Below are 23,363 nucleotides of genomic sequence, written 5' to 3'. Positions count from 1 at the left end.
GCTCAGATCACATGATTGCGCTTGGCGAAATCGCGCAAGTGCACCGCTGAACTGACCCCGAGTTTTTTCATCAGACGGGTCTTGTAGGTACTCACGGTCTTGTGGCTCAGGTGCATGTCCTCGGCAATCGCCTTGTTGGACTTGCCCTGTCCCAATTGCTGAAAAATGCTCAACTCACGGTCGGAAAGCTGATCGATCATCTGTTTTTCCGTGGTTTGCACGGCATTCAGCGTGCTGAAGCTGTCCGGGAGTGAGGAAAAATAGGTGTGGCCCGACATCACCGCTCGAATGGCGTTGCGCAGTTGCTCCAGTTGATTGGTTTTGGTCACGTAGGCCATGGCTCCGGCCCGTACGCAGCGATCCTGATAGAACATGGGTTCGTGTGTACTGAACACCAGCACTCGGCAAGCAAAATCATTGGCCTTGATCCTGGCAAGAACTTGCAGCCCGTTGCTTCCCGGCAAATTCAGATCGAGTATCACCAATCGAGGCTGGTATTCCCGAATGAGCGACACCACCTCATTGCCTTGGGACGCCTCGTGGATCTGCTTGAATCCTGCAGCTTGCAACACGATCCGGATGGCGGCGCGCACCACCGGATGATCGTCGACGATCAGCGCTGACTTCATGGCCACTCCCGGTGCAAAGTCTGACGAACAGGCCACCGATGGGGGCTGATCCAGACTCAGTGGCTGCGCCGGGACTGTTACATGGAACGGCGAGCAAATCACCTGTCAGACCTGACAGTTGCGGCCAGTGAGTTTTTATGCATGAGCAACGATTTTCACCGACGAGTACGGCTGGCTGGCTGACAACACTTGCCGCCTCGCAGGTGTATCGACCAACGCCATCAGCTGACTGATCGACTGTTTTGAGGGCAGTGCCAAATGGCTGACTTGCACATTTTCCCGGGCGAAACCCGAGGCCTGTTGTAACGGCGCCGTGGCTTCGTTGTAGATCAGCACCTGACGAACCTGCGGGTTATCCAGGAAAAAACCCAGCAGATCCAGCGAGCCCTTGGCGAGTTCGGCATTGATGACCACCGCATCGAACGGCTCGCACCCGAAGTCCACCAACGTCAGCAGTTCGGTCAGGCTCTGTGCCGGAGCCACACGGTAATAATCGAGGCTGTTGAACAGACGCTCGATTTTCATCCGGTGGAAATGCTGCGTGTCGGCGATCAGGATGCGCAGGGCTTTATTGATCATGGTCAATCTCCCGGGGTCACGGTTTCTGGGTGCGGCAAGACTACGCAAGCCCCGGGGCCGGTTCTGTAGGAATATTCCGAAAAACACGGTTATTCATCGCAGGCTCAACGAGCCTGACCATCACTCGACGCTTTGGTGACCGTCTCAACCCCCTGGAAGATGGAGAGCGGTTTATTCGGTAGTACTTTTATTCAGTAGTGCTAGGACTCCAGAACGCCTGCACGACCAGCGCCGATGTGGAAATCCGCGCCACCAGAGCGTCGAGTTCATCACCATCGACCGACGTCGTCGCCAGCGTCGCTTCGATCTCGATTTCATCGGCGCCGAAGGCATGCACATCGACGTCGCTGGCCGGGTAGTTGCTTCGTTCCAGCTCCGCTTCAAGCAAGGCGAACACGGCGGTTTGCTGGGAGCGGCGGGCGATGACGTAGACGATATTGGTGACTTCCGCCGAGACCACGTCCAGTGGCTGACGGTTGATGTTGTTGACGATCGGCCGCAGCAAGGTGTTGGCGGCGAGGATGAACAGTGTGCCGAGCACGGCTTCGGCGAGCAGGTCGGCACCGGCACAGGCGCCGACCGCTGCGGAGGTCCACAGGGTCGCGGCGGTGTTGAGGCCACGCACGTTGCCCTCTTCGCGCATGATCACCCCGGCGCCGAGAAAACCGATGCCGGACACCACGTAGGCGACCACACGCACCGCGCCTTCGGCGCCGGCGAGACGGTTGGCCATATCGACGAAAATCGCTGCACCGACGGCGACCAGCACATTGGTGCGCAGGCCCGCAGTGCGTTGCCGGTACTGGCGCTCGAAGCCGATCAGACCGCCGAGAATGAACGCGGCGCTGAGGCTGACCAGGGTGTCGAGCAGCGAATCGAGGTTGAGGTTGTTGATGGCTTGCATAAAAAATCCTTGAAAACACGCGATCCCTGTAGGAGTGAGCCTGCTCGCGATAGCGGTGTGTCAGTCACCGCAATATTGACTGAAACACCGCTATCGCGAGCAGGCTCACTCCTACAGGGGGCAGCATTACTGCCAGCCGAACCGGCGGATGTAGAAACCTTTCACTGCCTGGGTCAGCGCCATGTACGCCAGCAGGATCACCGGCAGGAACACGAAGTACAGCGACGGCAGCGCTTGCAATTTGAAGTAGTGCGCCAGCGGCCCCATCGGCAGGAAGATGCCGACCGCCATGATGATCCCGGTCATCACCAGCAGCGGCAGGGCTGCACGGCTTTGCAGGAACGGAATCTTCGGCGTGCGGATCATGTGCACGATCAGCGTCTGGGTCAGCAACCCGACCACGAACCAGCCGGACTGGAACAGCGTCTGGTGATCCGGGGTGTTGGCATCGAATACGTACCACATCAAGGCGAACGTGGTGATGTCAAAGATCGAACTGATCGGGCCGAAGAACAGCATGAAGCGCCCGACATCGCCCGGCTGCCAGCGTTGTGGTTTTTTCAGCATGTCCTCGTCGACGTTATCGAACGGAATGGCAATCTGCGAAATGTCGTAGAGCAGGTTCTGCACCAGCAGGTGCATCGGCAGCATCGGCAGGAACGGAATGAACGCACTGGCGACCAGCACCGAGAAGACGTTGCCGAAGTTGGAACTGGCGGTCATCTTGATGTACTTGAGCATGTTGGCGAAGGTACGCCGCCCTTCGAGTACGCCCTCCTCCAGCACCATCAGGCTCTTTTCCAACAGGATGATGTCGGCCGCTTCCTTGGCGATATCCACTGCGCTGTCCACGGAAATGCCGATGTCGGCAGTGCGCAGCGCTGGCGCGTCGTTGATGCCGTCACCCATGAAGCCGACCACGTGGCCATTGCCTTTGAGGATGCGCACGATGCGCTCCTTGTGCGACGGCGTCAGTTTGGCGAAGACGTTGGTGGTTTCCACTGCCACTGCCAGTTCGGCGTCACTCATGCGCTCAACGTCATTGCCCAGCAGTAATCCCTGTTGCGCGAGACCGACTTCGCGGCAGATCTTCGCGGTCACCAGCTCGTTGTCGCCGGTCAGCACTTTCACCGCCACGCCATGTTCGGCCAGGGCCTTGAGCGCTGGCGCGGTGCTTTCCTTCGGTGGATCGAGGAACGCCACGTAACCGATCAGCGTCAATTCCTGCTCATCGGCCAGGCTGTAAACTTCACGACCCTCCGGCATCGAGCGGGCGGCCACCGCCACTACGCGCAAGCCTTCAGCGTTGAATGCTGCGGTGACCTGACGAATCCGGGTCAGCAATTCATCGCTCAAGGCTTCATCGACCTCGCCGTGACGCACACGGCTGCACACTGCCAACACTTCTTCCACGGCGCCTTTGCAGATCAGTTGATGGGGCTGGCCACGGCCTTCGACCACCACCGACATGCGCCGACGATTGAAGTCGAACGGGATCTCATCGACCTTGCGAAACGCCGTGCCGACTTTCAGTTCGCGGTGGATTTCCACGTGTTCCAGCACCGCGACATCCAGCAGGTTTTTCAGGCCGGTCTGGTAGTAGCTGTTGAGGTAAGCCATTTCCAGCACGTCGTCGGAATCGGCGCCCCAGACATCGACATTGCGCGCGAGGAAGATCTTGTCCTGGGTCAGCGTGCCGGTCTTGTCGGTGCACAGCACGTCCATCGCGCCGAAGTTCTGGATCGCGTCGAGGCGTTTGACGATGACTTTTTTCCGTGACAGAAACACCGCGCCTTTGGCCAGCGTCGAGGTGACGATCATCGGCAGCATTTCCGGGGTCAGGCCGACGGCAATCGACAGTGCGAACAGCAACGCTTCGGTCCAGTCACCCTTGGTGAAACCGTTGATGAACAGCACCAGCGGCGCCATGACGAACATGAAACGGATCAACAGCCAGCTGACTTTATTCACGCCTTGCTGGAATGAAGTGACCGCGCGATCAGTGGCGCCGACACGCTGCGCCAGCGCACCGAAATAGGTGCTGTTGCCAGTGGTGAGAATCACCGCCACCGCTGTGCCGGACACCACGTTGGTGCCCATGAACAGGATGTTGTCCAGTTCCAGCGGATTGCGCGTGTCGCGATCAGCCTGACGCGGAAACTTCTCTACCGGCATCGATTCGCCGGTCATCGCCGCTTGGCTGACGAACAGATCCTTGGCGCTGAGCACCCGGCAATCGGCGGGAATCATGTCACCGGCCGAGAGCACGATCAGATCGCCCGGCACCAGTTGTTTAATCGGCAATTCGCTGCGCGGCGCGTCACGGCGCATCACCGTCGCGGTGTTGCTGACCATGGCTTTCAGCGCGTCGGCGGCCTGGTTGGATTTGCTTTCCTGCCAGAAGCGCAGCAGCGTCGACAGCACCACCATGGAGAAAATCACCACGGCGGCCTTGAGGTCTTCGGTCAGCCACGAGATCACCGCCAACAGGGTCAGCAACAGGTTGAACGGGTTTTTGTAGCAGTGCCACAGGTGAATCCACCATGGCAGCGGCTGCTCGTGTTCGACTTCGTTGAGGCCGTATTGCGCACGCAGCGCATCGACTTCGAAATCGGTCAGACCATCGGAATACGTGCCGAGTGACGACAGCAATACACCGCTGTCGCAATGCGCGGCATCGACCAGAGTGTTGGCCAGCGTGGGCGGGACTTCACGGCTGACCGTGGTGTCGTTGATCGATTCCAGCAGCGCCAGGCGACGGAAGTGCCGGGCGATGTGGCGGGTCCGCAGGAAGCCTGCGAAAAATTCCTTGAGCGTAAGTTTCATGGCTGTTGCCCCTATGGTCAGCCGGGAAACCGTCAAGCAGGTACGGCCGCGCCTCGTCCGCCGGAAAAACCGGCACGGCAAGGCCTGGCGCGCCGGTCAGAAAAGACAGGCGTGTCGATAGGGCTGCGATCGCGACAGTGAAGTCGAAACCACGCTCTGTTCAGCGTCGATGAGAAGGACGTCTAGACATGACCACTGACGGGCCATGCACGGGATGCCGCTGCTCGCTTTTACGGCGAGACAACGACAGAGAAAGTCTGCGCGTTATCTTGCCGAGAATCTGCCGGTTACCGAGACCGGCCGACAACTGTCACTCGAACAAGTACCCACTGTGGGTCTCCGCTATTGATGAAAACGCGCGAAGCTTACGCCCCGATGTCTGCAGAGTAAACCCGCAAAAGGAGGTGTGTCGGGGAATGTGGCGGGTGTTCAGGAAGGGTTCAGGATTGTGAAACTCTGGTGTTTTCGAGAGCCCCATCGCGAGCAGGCTCACTCCTACATTGGTCCTGCGTACACAGAACATTGTAGGAGTGAGCCTGCTCGCGATAGCGGTGTATCAGGCGCCGCTGATCTTAGCTGGCGGTTGCTAACAACAGATCCGCCATCGACCGATGCCCACGGTTCTTGCCATGTTCATACAACGAACCGGCAATCTCGTCCGCGCGAATCGGCAGCACCGACAGCAACGTATCGCTCAGACCATGGCTGGCCTGGCAGAAGCCCTGCATGTAGAGGCCAGCCTTGCAGCGCTCGTCGGTGATCAGTTTGTAGTTGCGATCGACTTCGAAGTCACCCAGGTACTCTTCGAGCGGCGCCAGCAGTTTGCGGTGCATCTGCCGCTCGTAACCGGTGGCCAGTACCACGGCGTCGTAGTTGCGCACGGTGACTTCGCCAGTGGCGTTGTTGCGCACGGCCAGTTCGATACCGTTTTCGGTGGCGGTGGCTTTCTCGACGGTGGTCAGGGTGCGGAACGCGTGACGGGCAATCCCCGAGACCTTCTGACGATAGAAGATGCCGTAGATACGCTCGATCAGGTCGATGTCGACCACCGAGTAGTTGGTGTTGTGGTACTCGTTGACCAGACGCTCACGCTCGGCGCTGTTCTGCTGGAACACCAGATCGGTGAACTCCGGCGAGAACACTTCGTTGACGAACGGGCTGTCATCCGCCGGTTTCAGGGCCGAACCACGCAGGATCATGTCGACCTGCACCGACGGGAACGAATCGTTCAGATCGATGAAGGCTTCCGCCGCGCTCTGGCCGCCACCGATGATCGCGATGCTCATCGGCTGATTGTTCACGCACGGTTGCTTGGCCATTTGCGACAGGTATTGCGAATGGTGGAAGACGCGGGTGTCGCCCTTCAGCGCTTTGAACGCCTCCGGGATCCGCGGGGTGCCGCCAGCGCTGACGACAACCGAACGCGTGGTACGCACAAATTGCTGACCATCGCTGCCACGGGAAATCACCCGCAGCGCTTCAACCTGATGGTTGTGCAGCACCGGCTCGATGGTCAGCACTTCTTCGCCGTAACGGCTTTGTTCGGTGAACTGCGCGGCGACCCAGCGCAGGTAGTCGTTGTACTCCATGCGGCAAGGATAAAAGGTGCCGAGGTTGATGAAGTCGACCAGACGACCGTGGTACTTCAGATAGTTGACGAAGGAATACGGACTGGTCGGATTGCGCAGGGTCACCAGATCCTTGAGGAAGGAAATCTGCAACTCGCTCTGGGTCGACAGGGTGTTGCCGTGCCAGCTGTAGTTGGCCTGCTTGTCGAGGAACAGTACATCCAGCTCGCCGTGGGTCGGCCCGCGCTCTTGCAGAGCGATAGCCAGCGCCAGGTTCGAAGGGCCGAAACCGACGCCGATCAGGTCGTGAACGATGGGCGATGCAATTGCCTGAGTCATTTCCAGTGTCCTCTGGATGAACCCCTCAACAAGGGGCAAGGAGAGCCTAAGTGACCTGACTGGCCTTGAGCAGGACAGCAGGTCGTCTGTTGAGTAGGAACGAGGACAGTGAAATAAAATTTAACGCGGACGGCTCAATGGGCATCCCATTGCTTGATGCGCAGTCGGCAATGCTTCATGGCATTGACGATGTGCTTTTCCACCAGAGCCTTGGAAATGCCCAGCTGCTGAGCGATTTCCGGGTGTGACAGGCCTTCGATCTTGCGCAGCAGAAAACTTTCGCGACACAGCGGTGACAACTCGGCCAGCGCGCGCTGAAGCATCTCCAGGCGCTGGCCATGATCGAGGGTGCCGTGGGGCGACGGGGTGAAATAGCGCTCTTCATTATCGAGCACCTCGAGTGATTCGACCTGGCGCAAAGCGTTGCGGCGATGGTCGTCGATGACCAGATTGAGCGCGGTGCGGTAAAGAAAGGCCCGGGGTTGCTCGATCGGTGTGTCGCTGGAACGTTCCAGCACCCGCAGATAGGCGTCATGCACCACATCTTCGGCAACCTGACGGTTGCCAAGCTTGGCGTTCAGGAAACACACCAGCTCCCGATAGTAGTTTTCCAACATGACTCCCGGCCGCAAACCTGCGGGTTCTGTCCTTGAGCTCACTGAGTTACCGCTGCGCGAAACGCAGTAGCAAGATAGTGGCAACTTGAGGTGCGTAATTTATAGTAATTCTCATATAGATTTAAAGTGGTGTTTGTCGTTGACCGATAAATAGTCCTGCTCTATAGCTGTAACTTCGTGTGTCCGCAGTTAAATTCCCCTGCACTTCCATCGTTTACAGGACAGCTCCCCGTGTCTGTCGCACCTTGCGACAGCGTTCAGTGCTGCCCGAACCTGTGTGCCAGCCGAACGACGGGCCGATTTCCACTGGCCGGAACCCTGCATGAAACGTCCCCGCCCCGCCCGACGCGCCCTGCTCGTAGTCCTCTGTCTGATCCCCGTTGTTGGCTATGCCGCGTGGCAAATGATGCCGCCGGGCCGGGATAAATTCGCCACCGTGCAAGTGTCGCGCGGCGATATCGAAAGCAGCGTTACCGCGCTCGGCACCTTGCAACCACGCCGTTACGTGGACGTCGGTGCGCAGGCGTCCGGGCAGATCCGGAAAATCCATGTCGAAGTCGGCGACGTGGTCAAGGAAGGCCAGTTGCTGGTGGAGATCGACCCGTCGACGCAACGAGCCAAGCTCGACGCCGGGCGCTTCTCGATCGAAAACCTCAAGGCGCAATTGCAGGAACAACGTGCCCAGCACGAATTGGCGCAACAGAAGTATCAGCGCCAGCAGAATCTGGCGGCCGGCGGGGCAACCCGCGAGGAAGACGTGCAGACCGCCCGCGCCGAACTGAAAGCCACGCAAGCGCGCATCGACATGTTCCAGGCGCAGATCCGTCAGGCCGAAGCCAGCCTGCGCAGCGATCAGGCCGAGCTCGGCTACACACGGATCTATGCGCCCATGGCCGGCACCGTGGTCGCCCTCGATGCCCGCGAAGGCCAGACCCTCAACGCGCAACAGCAGACGCCGCTGATCCTGCGCATCGCCAAGCTGTCACCGATGACCGTTTGGGCCGAGGTTTCCGAGGCGGATATCGGCCATGTCAAACCGGGCATGACCGCTTATTTCACTACCCTCAGCGGCGGCAACCGGCGCTGGAGCAGCACCGTACGGCAAATCCTGCCGGTGCCGCCAAAACCGCTCGATCAGACCAGCCAGGGCGGTGGCAGCCCGGCCAGCAGCAGCAAAAGCGGCAGCGCCCGGGTCGTGCTGTACACGGTTTTGCTCGACGTCGATAACGCCGACAACGCGCTGATGGCGGAGATGACCACCCAGGTATTCTTCGTCGCCAATCAGGCCAGGGATGTCCTCACCGCCCCGGTGGCGGCCCTGCAAGGCAGCGACAAAGCCAACCAGCAGACCGCGCAGGTGGTTGCCGCCAACGGCAAAATCGAATCCCGCGAAGTGCGCACCGGTATCAGCGATCGGCTGAAGGTGCAGATTCTCGATGGCCTGAGTGAAGGTGATCACCTGCTGATCGGCCCGGCTGATGGCAACGGGGGTTAAATGCAAACGCCCCTGATCGACCTGCAGGACATCCGCAAATCCTACGGTGGCGGCGACGCGCCGGAAGTTCATGTGCTGCGCGGTATCGACCTGTCGATCCACGCCGGCGAATTCGTCGCGATTGTCGGTGCCTCCGGTTCCGGCAAATCGACGCTGATGAACATCCTTGGCTGCCTCGACCGACCGACGTCTGGCGAATACCGCTTCGCCGGGGAAAACGTCGCTGGCCTCGACAGCGACGAACTGGCGTGGCTGCGCCGCGAAGCCTTTGGTTTCGTGTTTCAGGGTTACCACCTGATTCCGTCCGGCTCGGCTCAGGAAAACGTCGAAATGCCGGCGATCTATGCCGGCACTCCGGCCGCCGAGCGCCACGCCCGCGCCGCCGCCCTGCTCGACCGCCTCGGCTTGGCATCACGCACCGGCAACCGCCCGCATCAGCTCTCCGGCGGTCAGCAACAACGGGTGTCGATTGCCCGCGCCTTGATGAACGGCGGCCACATCATTCTTGCCGATGAGCCAACCGGCGCCCTCGACAGCCACAGCGGCAAAGAGGTCATGGCGCTGCTCGACGAACTGGCCAGTCAGGGCCATGTGGTGATCCTCATCACCCACGATCGCGAAGTGGCGGCGCGCGCCAAACGCATCATCGAAATCAGCGACGGCCTGATCATCAGCGACAGCGCCAAAGACAACCCCGAAGCCCAGACCAGCGCCAACCCCGGCGCCTTGCAAGCGGTCGACTTGCGCAAGCGTCTGAGCGAAGGCGCCGAAGCCACCGGCGCGTGGAAAGGCGAGCTGGTGGATGCCTTGCACGCGGCGTGGCGCGTGATGTGGATCAACCGCTTCCGCACGGCGCTGACCCTGCTCGGCATCATCATCGGCGTGGCCTCGGTGGTGGTGATGCTCGCAGTCGGCGAAGGCAGCAAGCGTCAGGTCATGGCGCAAATGGGCGCGTTCGGCTCCAACATTCTTTATCTCAGCGGCTCGGCACCGAACCCGCGCACACCGGCAGGGATCATCACGCTGGACGATGTCCGCGCGGTGGCGAGCCTGCCGCAAGTGCAGCGGATCATGCCGGTCATCGGCGCCGAAGCCGGCGTGCGCTACGGCAATGTCGACCATTTGAGTTACGTCGGCGGCAATGACACCAACTTCCCGGCCATCTTCAACTGGCCGGTGGTTCAGGGCAGCTACTTCACCGAGAAGGACGAACAGAATGCCTCGGCCGTGGCCGTGATCGGCCACAAGGTCCGCAACAAATTGCTCAAGGACGTCGCCAACCCGATCGGCCAATACATCCTGATCGAAAACGTACCCTTCCAGGTCGTCGGCGTCTTGGCGGAAAAAGGCGCCAGCTCCGGCGATTCCGACAGTGACGACCGCATCGCCGTGCCTTACTCGGCGGCCAGCGTGCGCCTGTTCGGCACGCGTGACCCTGAATATGTAGCGATTGCCGCTGCCGATGCGCGCAAGGTCAAGCAAGCAGAGCACGCCATCGAACAACTGATGCTGCGCCTGCACAACGGCAAGAAGGACTTCGAGCTGACCAACAACGCCGCAATGATCCAGGCCGAAGCGCGCACGCAGAACACCCTGTCGCTGATGCTCGGTTCGATTGCCGCGATTTCGCTGCTGGTCGGCGGCATCGGCGTGATGAACATCATGCTGATGACCGTGCGCGAGCGGACTCGCGAAATCGGTATCCGCATGGCCACCGGTGCGCGTCAGCGCGATATTCTGCGCCAGTTCCTCACCGAAGCCGTGATGCTCTCGGTGGTCGGCGGCATCGCCGGGATCGCCCTGGCGCTGATCGTCGGCGGTGTATTGATCCTCAGCGAAGTCGCCGTGGCGTTTTCGTTGATCGCGGTGCTCGGCGCCTTCGGCTGCGCCCTTGTGACCGGTGTTGTCTTCGGCTTCATGCCGGCCCGCAAAGCTGCCCGGCTCGACCCGGTCACGGCCCTTACCAGTGAATGATCGACCTATGAAACCGCGCCTCAGTTTATTGACCGTGTGCCTGATCCTCAGTGCCTGCGGCAGTCCCGTGCAGCGCCCCGACAGTGGCGTGCAAGCGCCTGCTGCCTGGCAATCGCCGCACCACGCGAGCATCACTCGCAACAACCCGCAGTGGTGGACCCAGTTCGGCAGCCCGCAACTGGATCGCCTGATCGAACAGGCGCGCGTCGGCAGCTTCGATCTTGCCGCTGCGGTGGCCCGAGTGCGCCAAGCGCAGGCCAGCACAGTGATTGCCGGCGGCTCGTTGCTTCCAGAGGTCAAGGCCGGGCTCAATGCCAATCGGCAGAAACTGTTGCGCGGCAATGGCTACAGCCAGCTGGATGCCGACAGCAGCAACAAGGCTGTGGACTACTTCGATGCCAGTTTGAGCGCCACGTATGAGATCGATTTCTGGGGCGGCAAACGCGCCTCCCGCGACAGTGCGCAATTCACCTTGCAGGCCAGCGAGTTCGATCGGGCAACCGTCGAACTGACCCTGCTCAGCAGCGTCGCCAGCACTTATGCGCAAACCTTGTCATTGCGCGAGCAGAGCCGCATCGCCGAACTGAACCTGGCCAACGCAAAGAGCGTGTTGAAACTGGTGCAGACGCGCTTTGATTCGGGTTCGGCCACCGCACTGGAACTGGCGCAGCAGAAAAGCCTGGTCGCGGCCCAGCAACGGCAATTGCCGCTGGTGCAACAACAGGCGCAGGAAGCCTTGATCAGCCTCGCCGCCCTGCTCGGCCAACCGGTACAGCAGTTGGCGGCCAACCAGGAATCATTCGATCGCCTGCAATGGCCGGGGATTGCCAGTGGCGTGCCCAGCGATTTGCTCACCCGCCGCCCCGACATCGCCCGCGCTGAAGCGCAACTGGCCGCCGCCCGGGCCGACGTCAAAGTCGCCCGCGCCGCCATGCTGCCCGCCATCACCCTGACGGCGCAGATAGGCTCGGGGGCCAACCAGTTCGACGACTTGATCCGCAGCCCCTTCTACAACCTGACTGCCGGACTGCTCGCGCCGGTCTTCAACAACGGCCGCCTGAGCGCTGAGCGCGACAAGGCCACGGCGCGTCAGGAGGAACTGCTGCAGAGCTATCGCGGCGCGATCATCAACGGTTTTGCCGACGTCGAAAAAGCCCTCAACAGCATTCGCGGCCTCGATGAACAACGCCAGTGGCAGAGCGAAGAACTGAATCAGGCGCAGACCGCGTTCAACATTGCCCAGAGCCGTTATCAGGCGGGTGCCGAAGATTTGCTGACCGTGCTGGAAACCCAACGCACGCTGTATGCGGCGCAGGACCTGAACGTGCAACTGCGGCTGTCGCGGATGCAGGCGAGCATTGCCTTGTACAAGGCGCTTGGGGGTGGGTGGCAGGCTTTGTAATTGCGCAGCCTGTCAGGCCGTTTTCGCGAGCAGGCTCGCTCCCACATTTGACCGAGTTCCTTCAGCAGGAATGAGATCCAGTGTGGGAGCGAGCCTGCTCGCGAAGAACGATGACGCGGTCTCAAGCCGAAGTTTGTTTCGGCTTGAGATTGCGCGCATACCACGGTCGCTGCGGCACGCGGCGGAACAGATTGGCGAGTTTCTGTTCGTCTTCGCCGAAGGTGATGCGCAGCGCCAGCTTCATGGTTTCCGGATCCATCTCCACCGACCTTCCCACCTGCAAACCCGGCGTGGTGCTGCAACCGTGGGTGTCCGGCCCCAGCCACGGATCCGCGACTTCGACCCAGCGACCTGGGGCAAACCACTTGACGCCGTTAACCTCAAGGCGCGTGACCTGACCGGGATGGAAGCGCTCGTGCGCCCGATACCAATCCTCGACACGATCATCGATCCAGCCATGGAAATGCCAGAACACCGGATTCACATGGGAAGAGAACGGGTCGCCGAGAAAGTCGTTTTCCGGGGCGAACCAGCGCGCGGCGAAGTCGTCGAGATCCCGCGCCATAGGTACCGGCTGACCGTTGGAAGGGTCGCGCGGCACCGACGCCCAACGCATGTGCAGCCAGTCGTGCAGGCCCAACTCAACCTCTGAACCAAACTGACCCAAAGTGAGCTTCGACAAATATTGCGGATCGCGGTACTGCGATTCCCAGACTTCAAAATTGCTTTGATAGGTCTCGGCGGTTTTCAGATCGCTGACCCACTGGGTGTATTCGTCATCTTCGGCCGCCAGCCAGGTTGGCGGCAGCGCCGTGCCATCGTGGTTGTCGAAGTAGCGCGCGAAGCCCTGGCGGTCGCGGATCAGCTCCGGTTGCGGCAATGGGAAGAACTGCCACGACGGCAGATCCATCATCGAGCGCGCCGTGCCGAGCATGTGCCGGTGCATGAAAAAGAAGTCGATGCCGGAGCCGTTGCGATCCTTGTGCACACCGCGGGCGTCACGCTCCTTGTCACGCGGACCAGGCTGCCAGCCCAAGCCGCGTAACGCGTTTCGCTTGTCCTCGGACAGGGTGTGCCACTTGTCACGGGTGGCGTGCCAGACCTGATGGAACAGGCGATGTTCGGGCGACACCAGCCACGCCAGCAACGGCGCATTCAACGGGGTGCGCTGGCGCGCTTCGGGGAACAGGCATTTCACCGCGATAAAGCGATTATCCTCGGCCGGCAAGGCCAATGGCCGGTCAAGACGCTGCACCGTACCACTGAGGGTGCCGCTGCCGGCATTGCCGAAGTCAGCCCAGACTTCATCGAGGATCATGTTCAGTTCGTAATCGACGCGACCGTCAGTGCCGAGCAACCGCCAACTGAGTTTCGAGGCCTCTGCCCCGGCCAGATCGCCAAGAATTCGGTAACGAGGTGTTTCGTCACTGCGCAAACGCTCGGCGGTGTCGAGAAAGCCGTTCACGCCCCGGCCCTTCTGGCCGATGTCGAGAAACACTTCCAGCCCCTGCGCCGGCAAGCCATCCAGGCCGGCGTCAGGGCCAACGAAACGGATCTTCCAGACCCCGCGCAAGGCGTTGGCCAAGCGCTGCCCGGCCACGTCAGCGACATCGAAAGACGCCTCACCCGGAGTAATCGTCGGGTCAGGCTTCGTCCATTCACGGTGCCCGAAATAAGCCGCAGGCACGGCAGCGCCAGTCAACGCCAGGCCTGCCATGAACCATCGTCGAGAAATCCTCATTGCCCTACCTGTGTCAGCCATGAAGCAGGCTTTATCCAAGCTAGAACGTTTGCTGCGCGGGTAAATTTATGGGGGTTGCGATCTTTTAACCCGGCGACCTAAATTCCACGGCCATTCACTCGTTCTTCCCAGATAGCAAAGGCCTCTGCGCCTGCACCTCGACGGCGAACCTGACTGAGATGGCAATGACAAAACCACGTTCGAAAAAGGCTCTTTTCATTGGCCTGCCGCTGGCTCTGGCGATCAGTGCCGGCGCTGCTTTCGCGGTCTGGGATATCTGGTTCAAGGACAATCCCGGCTATCCGCACAAGGTCATGCAGCAGGCCGAAGCGCTGCACGAACACATGCTCTCGTTCGACAGTCACATCACCGTCACCCAGGATTTCGGCACCACCGGTAACGAAGTCGACAAGGACGGCAGTGGCCAGTTCGATCTGGTCAAAGCCAACCGTGGTCGCCTGTCCGGTGCGGCGCTGACGATTTTCGGCTGGCCGGAAATCTGGAACGGTGCCAACGCGCCGCACAAACCCACCGCCGGTTTCGTCGACGAAGCACGCAATCAGCAGGAAATCCGCTACAAGATCATTTCCGGCATGGTCCGCGACTTTCCCAACCAGGTCGGGATCGCCTACACCCCTGCCGATTTCCGCCGCCTGCACGGCGAAGGCAAGTTTGCGATTTTCATCAGCATGCTCAACGCCTACCCGCTCGGCCACGACCTCAACCTGCTGGATCTGTGGACGGCGCGGGGTATGCGCATGTTCGGCTTCAGCTACATCGGCAACAACGACTGGGCTGACTCGTCGCGGCCGCTGCCGTTTTTCAATGATTCGCCGGACGCCCTCGATGGCCTGTCGGATCTGGGCAAGCAAGCGGTCAAACGCCTCAACGACCTGGGCGTGATCATTGATGTCTCGCAGATGTCGACCAAGGCCCTGGAGCAGGTCGCGCAACTGAGCCGCACACCGTTGGTGGCGTCGCACTCGGCACCACGGGCGATGGTGGACATCCCGCGCAACCTCAGCGACAAGGAATTGCAGCTGATCAAGAACAGCGGTGGCGTGGTGCAGATCGTCGGCTTCTCGCAGTACCTGCGACCGCTGACCCAAGGCACCCAGGACAAGCTCAACGAACTGCGCAAACGCTACGACCTGCCGCCGCTGCCAAACCTGGCCATGGCGCTGATGCCGGGCGACCCGATCATCGCCGCATGGTCCGAGCAGAAGTTCGGCGAGTACGCCGGCCAGCTCTACGCCATCCTCGAAGAGGAACCGAAAGCCAGCCTCAAGGACTTGGGCGACGCCATCGATTACACGGTGCGCAAGATCGGCATCGACCACGTCGGCATCAGCTCGGACTTCAACGAAGGGGGCGGCGTCAAAGGCTGGGAGAACGTCGGCGAGATTCGCAACGTCACCGCTGAACTGATTTCACGCGGCTACTCCGAAGCCGACATCGCCAAGCTCTGGGGCGGCAACTTTCTGCGCGTCTGGGATCAGGTCGAGAAATCTGCCAAACCGGCGCTGGCCAGTGCTCGTGATGCGGTCAAGCCATGAGCAACCGTCGTGACTTCTTGAAGCAGGCCGGGATTCTCGCCGCGGCACTGCCATTGGGTGCGAGCCTGCCAAACGTCGCCGCCGCCGCGCCCGCAGCGCCCGCGACAACACTGCCGCGCGACAAGTGGGGGCAGTTGCAGCAGTTGTTCAATCAGGATCCTGACTACCTGCACTTTTCCAACTTCCTGATCACCACCCACCCGAGACCGGTGCGCGAGGCGATTGAAATGCACCGCGCCGCCCTCGATAAAAACCCCGGGCTGGCGATGGACTGGGACGTCGGTGTGATCGAACAGCGCGAACACGATGTACGCGTCTGGGCCGGCCAATACCTGCAAGCCGATGCCAGGCAAATCGCACTGACCGGCAGCACCACCGAAGGTCTGACGATGATTTATGGCGGTGTGCACGTGCGCGCCGATCAGGAAATCCTCACCACCGAACACGAGCATTACGCCACCCACACGATTCTGGAACTGCGCAGCGAACGCGAAGGCACCCAGGTGCGCAAGATTCGCCTGTTCGACGACCCGCAAAGGATCAGTGAAAAAGAATTGCTGGCCAACATCGACCGCAGCATCCGCCCGGAAACCCGCGTACTCGGCATGTGCTGGGTGCATTCGGGCAGTGGCGTGAAACTGCCGCTCGGCGCCATCGGCGCGCTGGTCGACAAACACAACCGCGGCCGCAGCGATGCCGACCGGATCATCTACGTGGTCGACGGTGTGCACGGTTTTGGCGTCGAGGACCTGAGTTTCCCGGCGATGAATTGCGACTTCTTTATCGCTGGCACGCACAAATGGATGTTCGGCCCGCGCGGCACCGGCATCGTGTGCAGCCGCACGCCGGAAGTGAAATACGTCACGCCGATCATCCCGACCTTCTCCGAGGCCGAGCACTTTTCCACGACGATGACGCCGGGCGGTTACCACGCCTTCGAACACCGCTGGGCGCTGACCGAGGCGTTCAAATTGCACCTGCAACTGGGCAAAGCCGAGGTGCAGACGCGCATTCACGCGCTCAACAGTTACCTGAAAAAACGCCTGCTGCAGCGCCCGCAGATCGAACTGGTGACGCCGTTGAGTGCGGAATTTTCCGCAGGCTTCACCTTCTTCCGGGTCAAGGGCAAGGACAGCGACAAGATCGCCGCGCACCTGATGGCCAACCGCGTGGTTGCCGATGCCGTGGCCCGTGATGTCGGCCCGGTGATCCGCACCGCCCCCGGTTTGCTTAACAGCGAAGCGCAGATCGACCGCCTGCTGGACATCCTCGACCAGGCCCTGTGAAGCCGATCCTTTTTTCCTTTTAGCGAGACGCGAAATGAACAGTGAGTTACCTCGTTTTTCCTTGAAAGTCCTGCCTGCCCTGGTGCTTGCCGCCCTCGCCGCCGGCCTGTTGCCGAGCGCCGCTCAGGCCGCAACACCACCCGCGCCGGGCAAAGTGTTCAAAGACTGCAAGGATTGCCCGGAAATGGTCGTGCTACCGACCGGCACCTTCACCATGGGCACCCCGGAAGACGAAGTCGGCCGCGAGCCTGACGAAGGCCCGATGCACCCGGTGACGTTCGCCAAACCCTTGGCCATCAGCCGCTTTCAAGTGCTCAAGGGCGAATGGTTCGCCTTCCTCAAAGACACCGGCTACCAGATGCCTGACGGCGATGACCGCCCGGGTCGTGCCTGCAAGGCCGGGATCCCGGACTACCAGGGCAGTGATCCGCGCAAGCAATACACCGACCGCCACCCGGCCGTGTGCATGGACTTTGCCGAGGTCAATGCCTATGTCGCGTGGCTGTCGAAAAAGACCGGCAAGCAATACCGCCTGGTCAGCGAATCCCTGCGCGAATACGCCGCCCGTGGCGGCACCAGCGGCCCGTTTCCTTTCCCGTTCGATGAAGGCAAGGAATACAGCATCGCCAAACACGCCAACACCTATGGTGCTGCCGATGGCTACAACTTCACCGCCCCGGCTGGCAGCTTCGCGCCCAACGCCTTTGGCGTGTACGACATGCACGGCAACGTCTACGAATGGACAGCCGACTGCTACAACGAAAACTACGTCGGCGCACCGAGCGATGGCAGTGCCTGGCTGACCGGCAAGTGTGAATTCAAGCGCATCCGTGGCAACGATTGGGGTGAGGCTCCGGTGTTTTCTCGCTCCGGCAACCGCAATGCACTGGTGCCCGGTGATCGCGGCGACTGGATCGGCTTCCGGGTTGCCCGCGATCTGTAACGACCACGCCGCTTAAATTAACCCCCCCTCCAGTCGTTTTACAGGTGGGCGCGCTCCAAAGCGACGCGCCCCCGCCCTCAACGTCACCCAGGTGAAGGCCGCCACCGATGCCGGCCTTCGTCGTTCTTACAAGCAGGGAACCTCCATGAGCAAACCAACACGCGGGGTGATCAATGAATTGTTCACCCTGCTCAAACCCTTTCGTCTGATTGTTGCCGGCTCGATCCTGCTGGGCATGGTCGGTGGCCTGAGCGTTACCGTGCTGCTGGCGACGATCAACAATGTCCTGCATGCCGAGGGCGGCCTGACCAACACCGTGGTCGCCGCGTTCGCCGGGTTGTGCCTGCTGGCACTGGTCAGTTCGATTTTTTCCGATATCGGTACCAACTACGTCGGCCAGAAAATCATTGCCAAGCTGCGCAAGGAGCTGGGTGAAAAAGTCCTCTCGGCGCCGATCGAACAGATCGAGCGCTATCGCAGCCATCGTCTGATTCCGGTGCTGACTCACGATGTCGACACCATCAGCGATTTCGCCTTTGCGTTCGCGCCGCTGGCTATTTCCCTGACCGTGACACTGGGCTGCATGGGCTATCTGGCGATGCTGTCGTGGCCAATGTTTCTGATGATGGTCGTGGCGATCATTATCGGCACTGTTGTTCAGTACATCGCTCGTGGCCACGGCATCAAGGGGTTCATGGAGGCCCGCGATTCCGAAGACGAACTGCAAAAGCACTACAACGCGATTGCCGAAGGTGCCAAGGAGTTGCGCATTCATCGCCCGCGCCGGCACCGCATGTTCGTCTCGGGTATCGAGCACACCGCCGACAAGATCTGCGACACGCAGATTCGCTCGGTGAACATTTTCGTGGTCGCGAAAACGTTCGGTTCGATGCTGTTCTTTGTCGTAATCGGTTTGGCGCTGGCCCTGCAGTCACTCTGGCCGAGCACTGACAAAGCGGTGATGAGCGGCTTCGTGCTGGTGCTGCTGTACATGAAAGGGCCGCTGGAGCATCTGATCGGCACGCTGCCGATTGTCAGCCGCGCACAGATCGCCTTCCGCCGTATTGCCGAGTTGTCGGAGCAGTTCTCCTCGCCAGAGCCGCACCTGCTGCTCAGCGATCAGGGCAACCGCAAAACCCCGGTGCACAGCCTCGAACTGACCGACGTCGCCTACAGCTTCCCGGCCGTCGAAGGCGCCACGCCATTCCGCCTGGGCCCGGTCAACCTGAAGATTGATCAGGGCGACATCATTTTCATCGTCGGCGAAAACGGTTGCGGCAAGACCACCCTGATCAAGTTGCTGCTGGGACTTTACGCGCCACAGCAGGGTGAAATCCGCCTCAACGAGCAAGTGGTCACCGCCCTCACCCGCGATGATTACCGACAATTGTTCACGACGATTTTCGCCGACTACTACCTGTTCGACGACGTGGTGCAGGGCGACACGCATATCCCCGAAGACGCCAACCAGTACCTGCAACGCCTGGAGATCGCGCACAAGGTCAGCGTGCGTGACGGCTCGTTCACCACCACCGATCTGTCGACCGGTCAGCGCAAGCGTCTGGCATTGGTCAATGCGTGGCTGGAGGAACGTCCGGTACTGGTCTTCGACGAGTGGGCCGCCGATCAGGACCCGACCTTCAGAAGAATTTTCTACACCGAACTGCTGCCCGACCTGAAGCGTCTGGGCAAAACCATCATCGTCATTTCCCACGATGACCGCTATTTCGACATTGCCGACCAGTTGGTGCGCATGGAAGCAGGAAAAGTCATTACGGAACTGCAAACGGCGTAAATAGCCACGATTCTCATTCTGGTTTTATGAGCCTCGTGCGTCTAATTAAGAATCGATAACAACTACAACCCAATTAAAACCTGCAAGAGTGAAACACGATGCCAGCAATTCCGGGGATTCCACGTTTTACCAAGGCGCTGATCATGCGTCGCATGTTGCAACCGGGCTTCAGTGCCACTGCTTTCAGCATGGCCCTTGCCTTGCCGTTCAGCGCGCATGTCCAGGCTGAAGAAGTCAGTTTCAATATTCCTGCGCAATCGCTGGCAAGTGCACTGCAGGCGTTGGGCACGCAATCGAACATGCAGGTGCTGTACAGCGCCGATGACGTGCAGGGCTTGCGCAGCCAGCCGGTCAGCGGCCGGTTGTCGCCGTCGCAGGCGCTGTCGCAGATGCTGGTGGGGACCGGCGTCATGTTCACCGTACAAGGCAACACCGTCACCGTGCGCGCCCGGTCCTCCGGTAACTCGCTGGAACTGGGTGCGACCAACATCAATGGCAAAGCCGTGGAATCCGCTTACGGCCCGGTCGATGGTTACGTCGCGACCCGCAGTGCCACCGGCACCAAGACTGACACGCCGATTCTCGAAATTCCGCAAACCATCAACGTCGTCACCGCCGAACAAGTACAGACCCAGGGTGCACGCAACCTGACCCAGGCCCTGCGCTACACGCCCGGCCTGAACGTCGGTGGCTTCACCGACCGCAACGCCATCGCCGACGAAATCACCAGCCGTGGCTTCGCGCCGACCCCGCTGTACCTCGACGGCGCCTACCTGCCGTACGCCGGTAGCCTGGGCGGTGCTCCGCAGATCGACCCGTACACCCTCGAGCGTATCGAAGTGCTCAAGGGCCCGTCGTCGGTGCTCTACGGTCAGAACCAGCCGGGCGGCATCATCAACATGGTCTCCAAGCGTCCGACCACCGAGCAGCGCAGCCAGGTCAAACTGGGCGCCGGCAGCTACGACCGGGTCAATGGCGCATTCGACACCAGCGGCCCGATCGACGATCAGAAAGAGTTCACCTACCGCGTCATCGGCGTTGGCAAGAAAGGCGGCCAACAGGTCGATCACACGCACAGCGAGCGCATGTTGCTGGCGCCCAGCCTGACCTGGACACCCAACGACGACACGTCCCTGACCCTGCTCGCACAGATCCAGCGTGACGACGGACTGGAAGACTATCAGGCGCTGCCGATGATCGGCTCGCTCAAGCGCGGCCCGAACGGCGAGCGCATCGACCGCGAGTTTTTCTCCGGCGACACCAAATACAACGACTACAAGCGTGACCAATACGTCTTCGGCTACGACTTCACGCACAATTTCACCGAAGATCTGAAGTATCGCTCCACCGCGCGTTACACCGACGTACGCGATGACTACAAGGGTTTCTACCTGCGCAGCTTCGTCACCGATGACGCCGGCGTGACCGATTACACCCGCGCCAATCGGGTCAAGCTGAACTGGAAACAGCACAACACCGCGTACACCGTCGATAACAACCTGGAATACAAATTCAACACCGGTGCGCTGGAACACACCACGTTGATGGGCGTCGACTATCGCCATTTCAACCGCAAGTACGACGGCTACAACGCCTATAACGTGTTGCCGATCAACCTGTATGGCGAAAACAACAACTACGACACCAGCAGCGTCACGCCACAACTGGACACCAAGTGGGACAACACCATTCGCCAGACCGGTGTGTACCTGCAAGACCAGATCAAACTGGACAAGTGGATCCTGACCATCGGTGGCCGCCAGGACTGGGCCGAAGTGGAAAACAAGGACCTGCTGGCGCGTACGGTCGAAGAGAAGCGTGACCACAAGTTCACCAGCCGCGTGGGCCTGACGTACGTCACCGACTTCGGCCTTGCGCCGTACGTCAGCTACTCCGAATCGTTCCTGCCAACTCTCGGCACCGCAGCACCTGAACGCGGTGGCAAGGGCTTCGAGCCGACCGAAGGCCAGCAGTACGAAGTGGGTGTGAAATACCAGCCGTTCGACCAGACCCTGATCACCGCCTCGGTGTTCCAGATCAAGCAGAAGAACGTGCTGACCGGCGACACCGATTACCCGCAGTACCAGGCCCAGACGGGTGAAGTACGTTCGCGCGGCGTCGAACTGGAAGTCAAATCGACCTTCGACAACATCGACGTGATGGCTGCCGCCAGCTACCTCGACTCGTTCTACACCAAAGACACCTGGGGCAACAAAGACAACCGCAGCGAAGCTCAGGCGCCGGTCTCGGCACTGGTCTGGGCCAACTACCACTTCACCCAGGCTTCGCTCAACGGCCTGACCTTTGGTGCCGGCGCACGCTACACCGGGCGCAAGCCGGGGGATGCGGCCAACTCGTTCGACGTGCCGTCCTACGTTGTCTACGACACCACCGTCAGCTACGACATGGGCAAACTGTCGCCTAGCCTGCGCGGTGTGCAAACCAGCCTGAACGTGCAGAACATCTTTGACCGTGAGTACATCTCGGACTGCAACTACTCGTTCGGTTGCTACTACGGCCAGGAGCGCGTTGCATCGGTTGAAGTGTCTTACGACTGGTAAGCCACCCCACCGACAAAAAACCGGGCGATTGCCCGGTTTTTTTATGCCCTGAAACCGCTCTTTGCAGGAGCTGCCGAAGGCTGCGATCTGTTGATCTTCAAGAGCAAAGGATCGCAGCCTTCGACAGCTCCTACAGGGGATGTGTTTAATGTGACAAGGCTGTGCGCAGGCTTTGGGTGAGTTGGGTGTAGACGTTATCGATGTCCGGCACCACGCTCTGCAAACGCAGGAAGTCGTGAATCAAACCGCTGTACTCGATCAGTTCCACGGTGACGCCCTGCTCTTGCAGACGCCGGGCATAGGCGCGGCCTTCATCCAGTAACGGATCGTGACCGGCCAGGGCAATCACCGCAGGGGGCATGCCTTGGTAATCCGTTGCCAGCAACGGCGAGAAGCGCCAGTCGAGACGATCCACCGCGTCGTTGGCGTAGTGCCGGTAGAACCACTCCAGTGTCTCGCTTTCCAGCAGATAGCCTTCGCCGAACAGCTCGGTCGAGGGGCTGCTGGTCGAGGCGTCCGTTACCGGATAGCAGAGCAGTTGCAGACGAGGCGTAACGGCCAGAGAGGCGGGATCGCGCGCCGATTGCAGAGCCAATACTGTCGCCAGTGTCGCGCCGACGCTGTCGCCACCGAACGCCACGCGCGTGATGTCCAGACCTTCAGCCGCAGCGTGCTGCGCCAGCCACGCCAAGGCATCGGCACCATCCTCGAGCGGCGTTGGAAACTTGTGTTCCGGGGCCACGCGATAGCCCACCGACAACACCGCACACGGCGTCCGGGCGCAGAACTCGCGGCACACGCCATCGTGGGATTGCAGACTGCCGACCACATAACCGCCACCGTGGAAATACACCAGCACCGGCAGCGCCTCGGCCTGCAGATTGGCGGGACGGTACAGGCGCAATTCCAGGCCGGCACCGTCACGCGCTGTAAACGGCAGCGTCACGACACTGACATCCGCCGGCGCGCCCCAGCGCAACTGCTCCGTGGTGCGCTCGAAAGCCTCCCGGGCCTGAGCTGGCGTCGACAAATGAAACGGGCCGGGGCCATCGGCCTGGCTTTCTTCGGCCAGGTCGAGGAAGGCATTGAGTTCCGGATGCAGGGACATCGCAGGTTTCCTTATGAAATAGCCACAGACAAAAGAGGAG

General features: G+C 60.7%; 16 protein-coding genes. 8 read left to right on the top strand and 8 right to left on the bottom strand.

The features are described from left to right. Positions 1 to 2: 2 nt before the first annotated feature. The 6 genes from VY732_RS09870 to VY732_RS09845 all read right to left on the bottom strand — a co-directional run bounded on the left by VY732_RS09870 (position 3) and on the right by VY732_RS09845 (position 7,462). Entirely contained in the window at positions 3 to 629 is a 627-nt protein-coding gene (locus tag VY732_RS09870) for a response regulator transcription factor (RefSeq protein WP_077571898.1), read from the bottom strand. 135 nt (positions 630 to 764) lie between these two features. Beyond that, on the bottom strand, positions 765 to 1,208 hold the full coding sequence (locus VY732_RS09865) for a chemotaxis protein CheY (RefSeq protein ID WP_077571897.1): 444 nt from the start codon (positions 1,206 to 1,208) through the stop codon (positions 765 to 767). Positions 1,209 to 1,395: 187 nt separating this feature from the next. Further along, complete coding sequence (locus VY732_RS09860) at positions 1,396 to 2,112, bottom strand: MgtC/SapB family protein (protein ID WP_007913384.1); 717 nt, start codon at positions 2,110 to 2,112, stop codon at positions 1,396 to 1,398. Between the two features lie 126 nt (positions 2,113 to 2,238). Further along, complete coding sequence (gene mgtA, locus VY732_RS09855) at positions 2,239 to 4,938, bottom strand: magnesium-translocating P-type ATPase (RefSeq protein ID WP_331695289.1); 2,700 nt, start codon at positions 4,936 to 4,938, stop codon at positions 2,239 to 2,241. A gap of 572 nt (positions 4,939 to 5,510) precedes the next feature. Beyond that, positions 5,511 to 6,845 carry a lysine N(6)-hydroxylase/L-ornithine N(5)-oxygenase family protein gene (locus VY732_RS09850; RefSeq protein WP_116030990.1) on the bottom strand — a complete coding sequence of 445 codons (1,335 nt, stop codon included), beginning with the start codon at positions 6,843 to 6,845 and terminating at the stop codon, positions 5,511 to 5,513. A gap of 134 nt (positions 6,846 to 6,979) precedes the next feature. Further along, a complete protein-coding gene (locus VY732_RS09845) occupies positions 6,980 to 7,462 on the bottom strand; it encodes a sigma-70 family RNA polymerase sigma factor (RefSeq protein WP_116030988.1) in 483 nt (160 codons plus the stop codon). A gap of 322 nt (positions 7,463 to 7,784) precedes the next feature. Here VY732_RS09845 and VY732_RS09840 point away from each other — a divergent pair, with 322 nt between their 5' ends. From VY732_RS09840 to VY732_RS09830, 3 genes are read left to right on the top strand one after another with little or no spacing between them, the layout of a single operon-like run. Then, positions 7,785 to 8,957, top strand: coding sequence for an efflux RND transporter periplasmic adaptor subunit (locus tag VY732_RS09840; protein WP_331695288.1), 1,173 nt, complete (start codon positions 7,785 to 7,787; stop codon positions 8,955 to 8,957). Beyond that, positions 8,958 to 10,931, top strand: coding sequence for a MacB family efflux pump subunit (locus VY732_RS09835; protein ID WP_077571892.1), 1,974 nt, complete (start codon positions 8,958 to 8,960; stop codon positions 10,929 to 10,931). A 7-nt stretch (positions 10,932 to 10,938) separates the two neighbouring features. Continuing rightward, positions 10,939 to 12,333, top strand: a complete 1,395-nt coding sequence (locus VY732_RS09830; protein ID WP_331695287.1) for an efflux transporter outer membrane subunit — start codon at positions 10,939 to 10,941, stop codon at positions 12,331 to 12,333. Between the two features lie 121 nt (positions 12,334 to 12,454). Here VY732_RS09830 and pvdP read toward each other — a convergent pair whose 3' ends face one another. Then, positions 12,455 to 14,074: a pyoverdine maturation tyrosinase PvdP gene (gene pvdP / locus VY732_RS09825; protein WP_331695286.1), complete on the bottom strand. Its 1,620-nt coding sequence runs from the start codon at positions 14,072 to 14,074 to the stop codon at positions 12,455 to 12,457. Between the two features lie 185 nt (positions 14,075 to 14,259). Between pvdP and pvdM the strand changes: the two genes are divergently transcribed. The 5 genes from pvdM to VY732_RS09800 all read left to right on the top strand — a co-directional run bounded on the left by pvdM (position 14,260) and on the right by VY732_RS09800 (position 22,215). Beyond that, the gene (gene pvdM / locus VY732_RS09820) at positions 14,260 to 15,630 is read left to right on the top strand and encodes a pyoverdine-tailoring dipeptidase-like protein PvdM (RefSeq protein WP_331695285.1); all 1,371 of its coding nucleotides are present in this window, start codon (positions 14,260 to 14,262) and stop codon (positions 15,628 to 15,630) included. After that, positions 15,627 to 16,916 carry a pyoverdine-tailoring periplasmic protein PvdN gene (pvdN, locus tag VY732_RS09815; RefSeq protein WP_331695284.1) on the top strand — a complete coding sequence of 430 codons (1,290 nt, stop codon included), beginning with the start codon at positions 15,627 to 15,629 and terminating at the stop codon, positions 16,914 to 16,916. Before pvdM ends, pvdN begins: the two co-directional genes overlap by 4 nt. Positions 16,917 to 16,950: 34 nt before the next feature. Beyond that, on the top strand, positions 16,951 to 17,859 hold the full coding sequence (gene pvdO, locus VY732_RS09810) for a dihydropyoverdine dehydrogenase (RefSeq protein ID WP_077571887.1): 909 nt from the start codon (positions 16,951 to 16,953) through the stop codon (positions 17,857 to 17,859). Between the two features lie 145 nt (positions 17,860 to 18,004). Next, the gene (locus VY732_RS09805; RefSeq protein ID WP_116030974.1) at positions 18,005 to 19,654 is read left to right on the top strand and encodes a cyclic peptide export ABC transporter; all 1,650 of its coding nucleotides are present in this window, start codon (positions 18,005 to 18,007) and stop codon (positions 19,652 to 19,654) included. A gap of 98 nt (positions 19,655 to 19,752) precedes the next feature. Further along, positions 19,753 to 22,215 carry a TonB-dependent siderophore receptor gene (locus VY732_RS09800; RefSeq protein ID WP_077571885.1) on the top strand — a complete coding sequence of 821 codons (2,463 nt, stop codon included), beginning with the start codon at positions 19,753 to 19,755 and terminating at the stop codon, positions 22,213 to 22,215. 145 nt (positions 22,216 to 22,360) lie between these two features. Here VY732_RS09800 and VY732_RS09795 read toward each other — a convergent pair whose 3' ends face one another. Then, positions 22,361 to 23,323: an alpha/beta hydrolase gene (locus VY732_RS09795; protein ID WP_331695283.1), complete on the bottom strand. Its 963-nt coding sequence runs from the start codon at positions 23,321 to 23,323 to the stop codon at positions 22,361 to 22,363. Positions 23,324 to 23,363: the final 40 nt, after the last annotated feature.

Origin of the sequence: Pseudomonas sp. ZY71 (genome assembly GCF_036542145.1) — a bacterium.
Taxonomy (GTDB): domain Bacteria; phylum Pseudomonadota; class Gammaproteobacteria; order Pseudomonadales; family Pseudomonadaceae; genus Aquipseudomonas; species Aquipseudomonas koreensis_A.
Note: the sequence above shows the minus strand (reverse complement) of the source record. Positions and strands in the feature narration are given on the sequence as shown.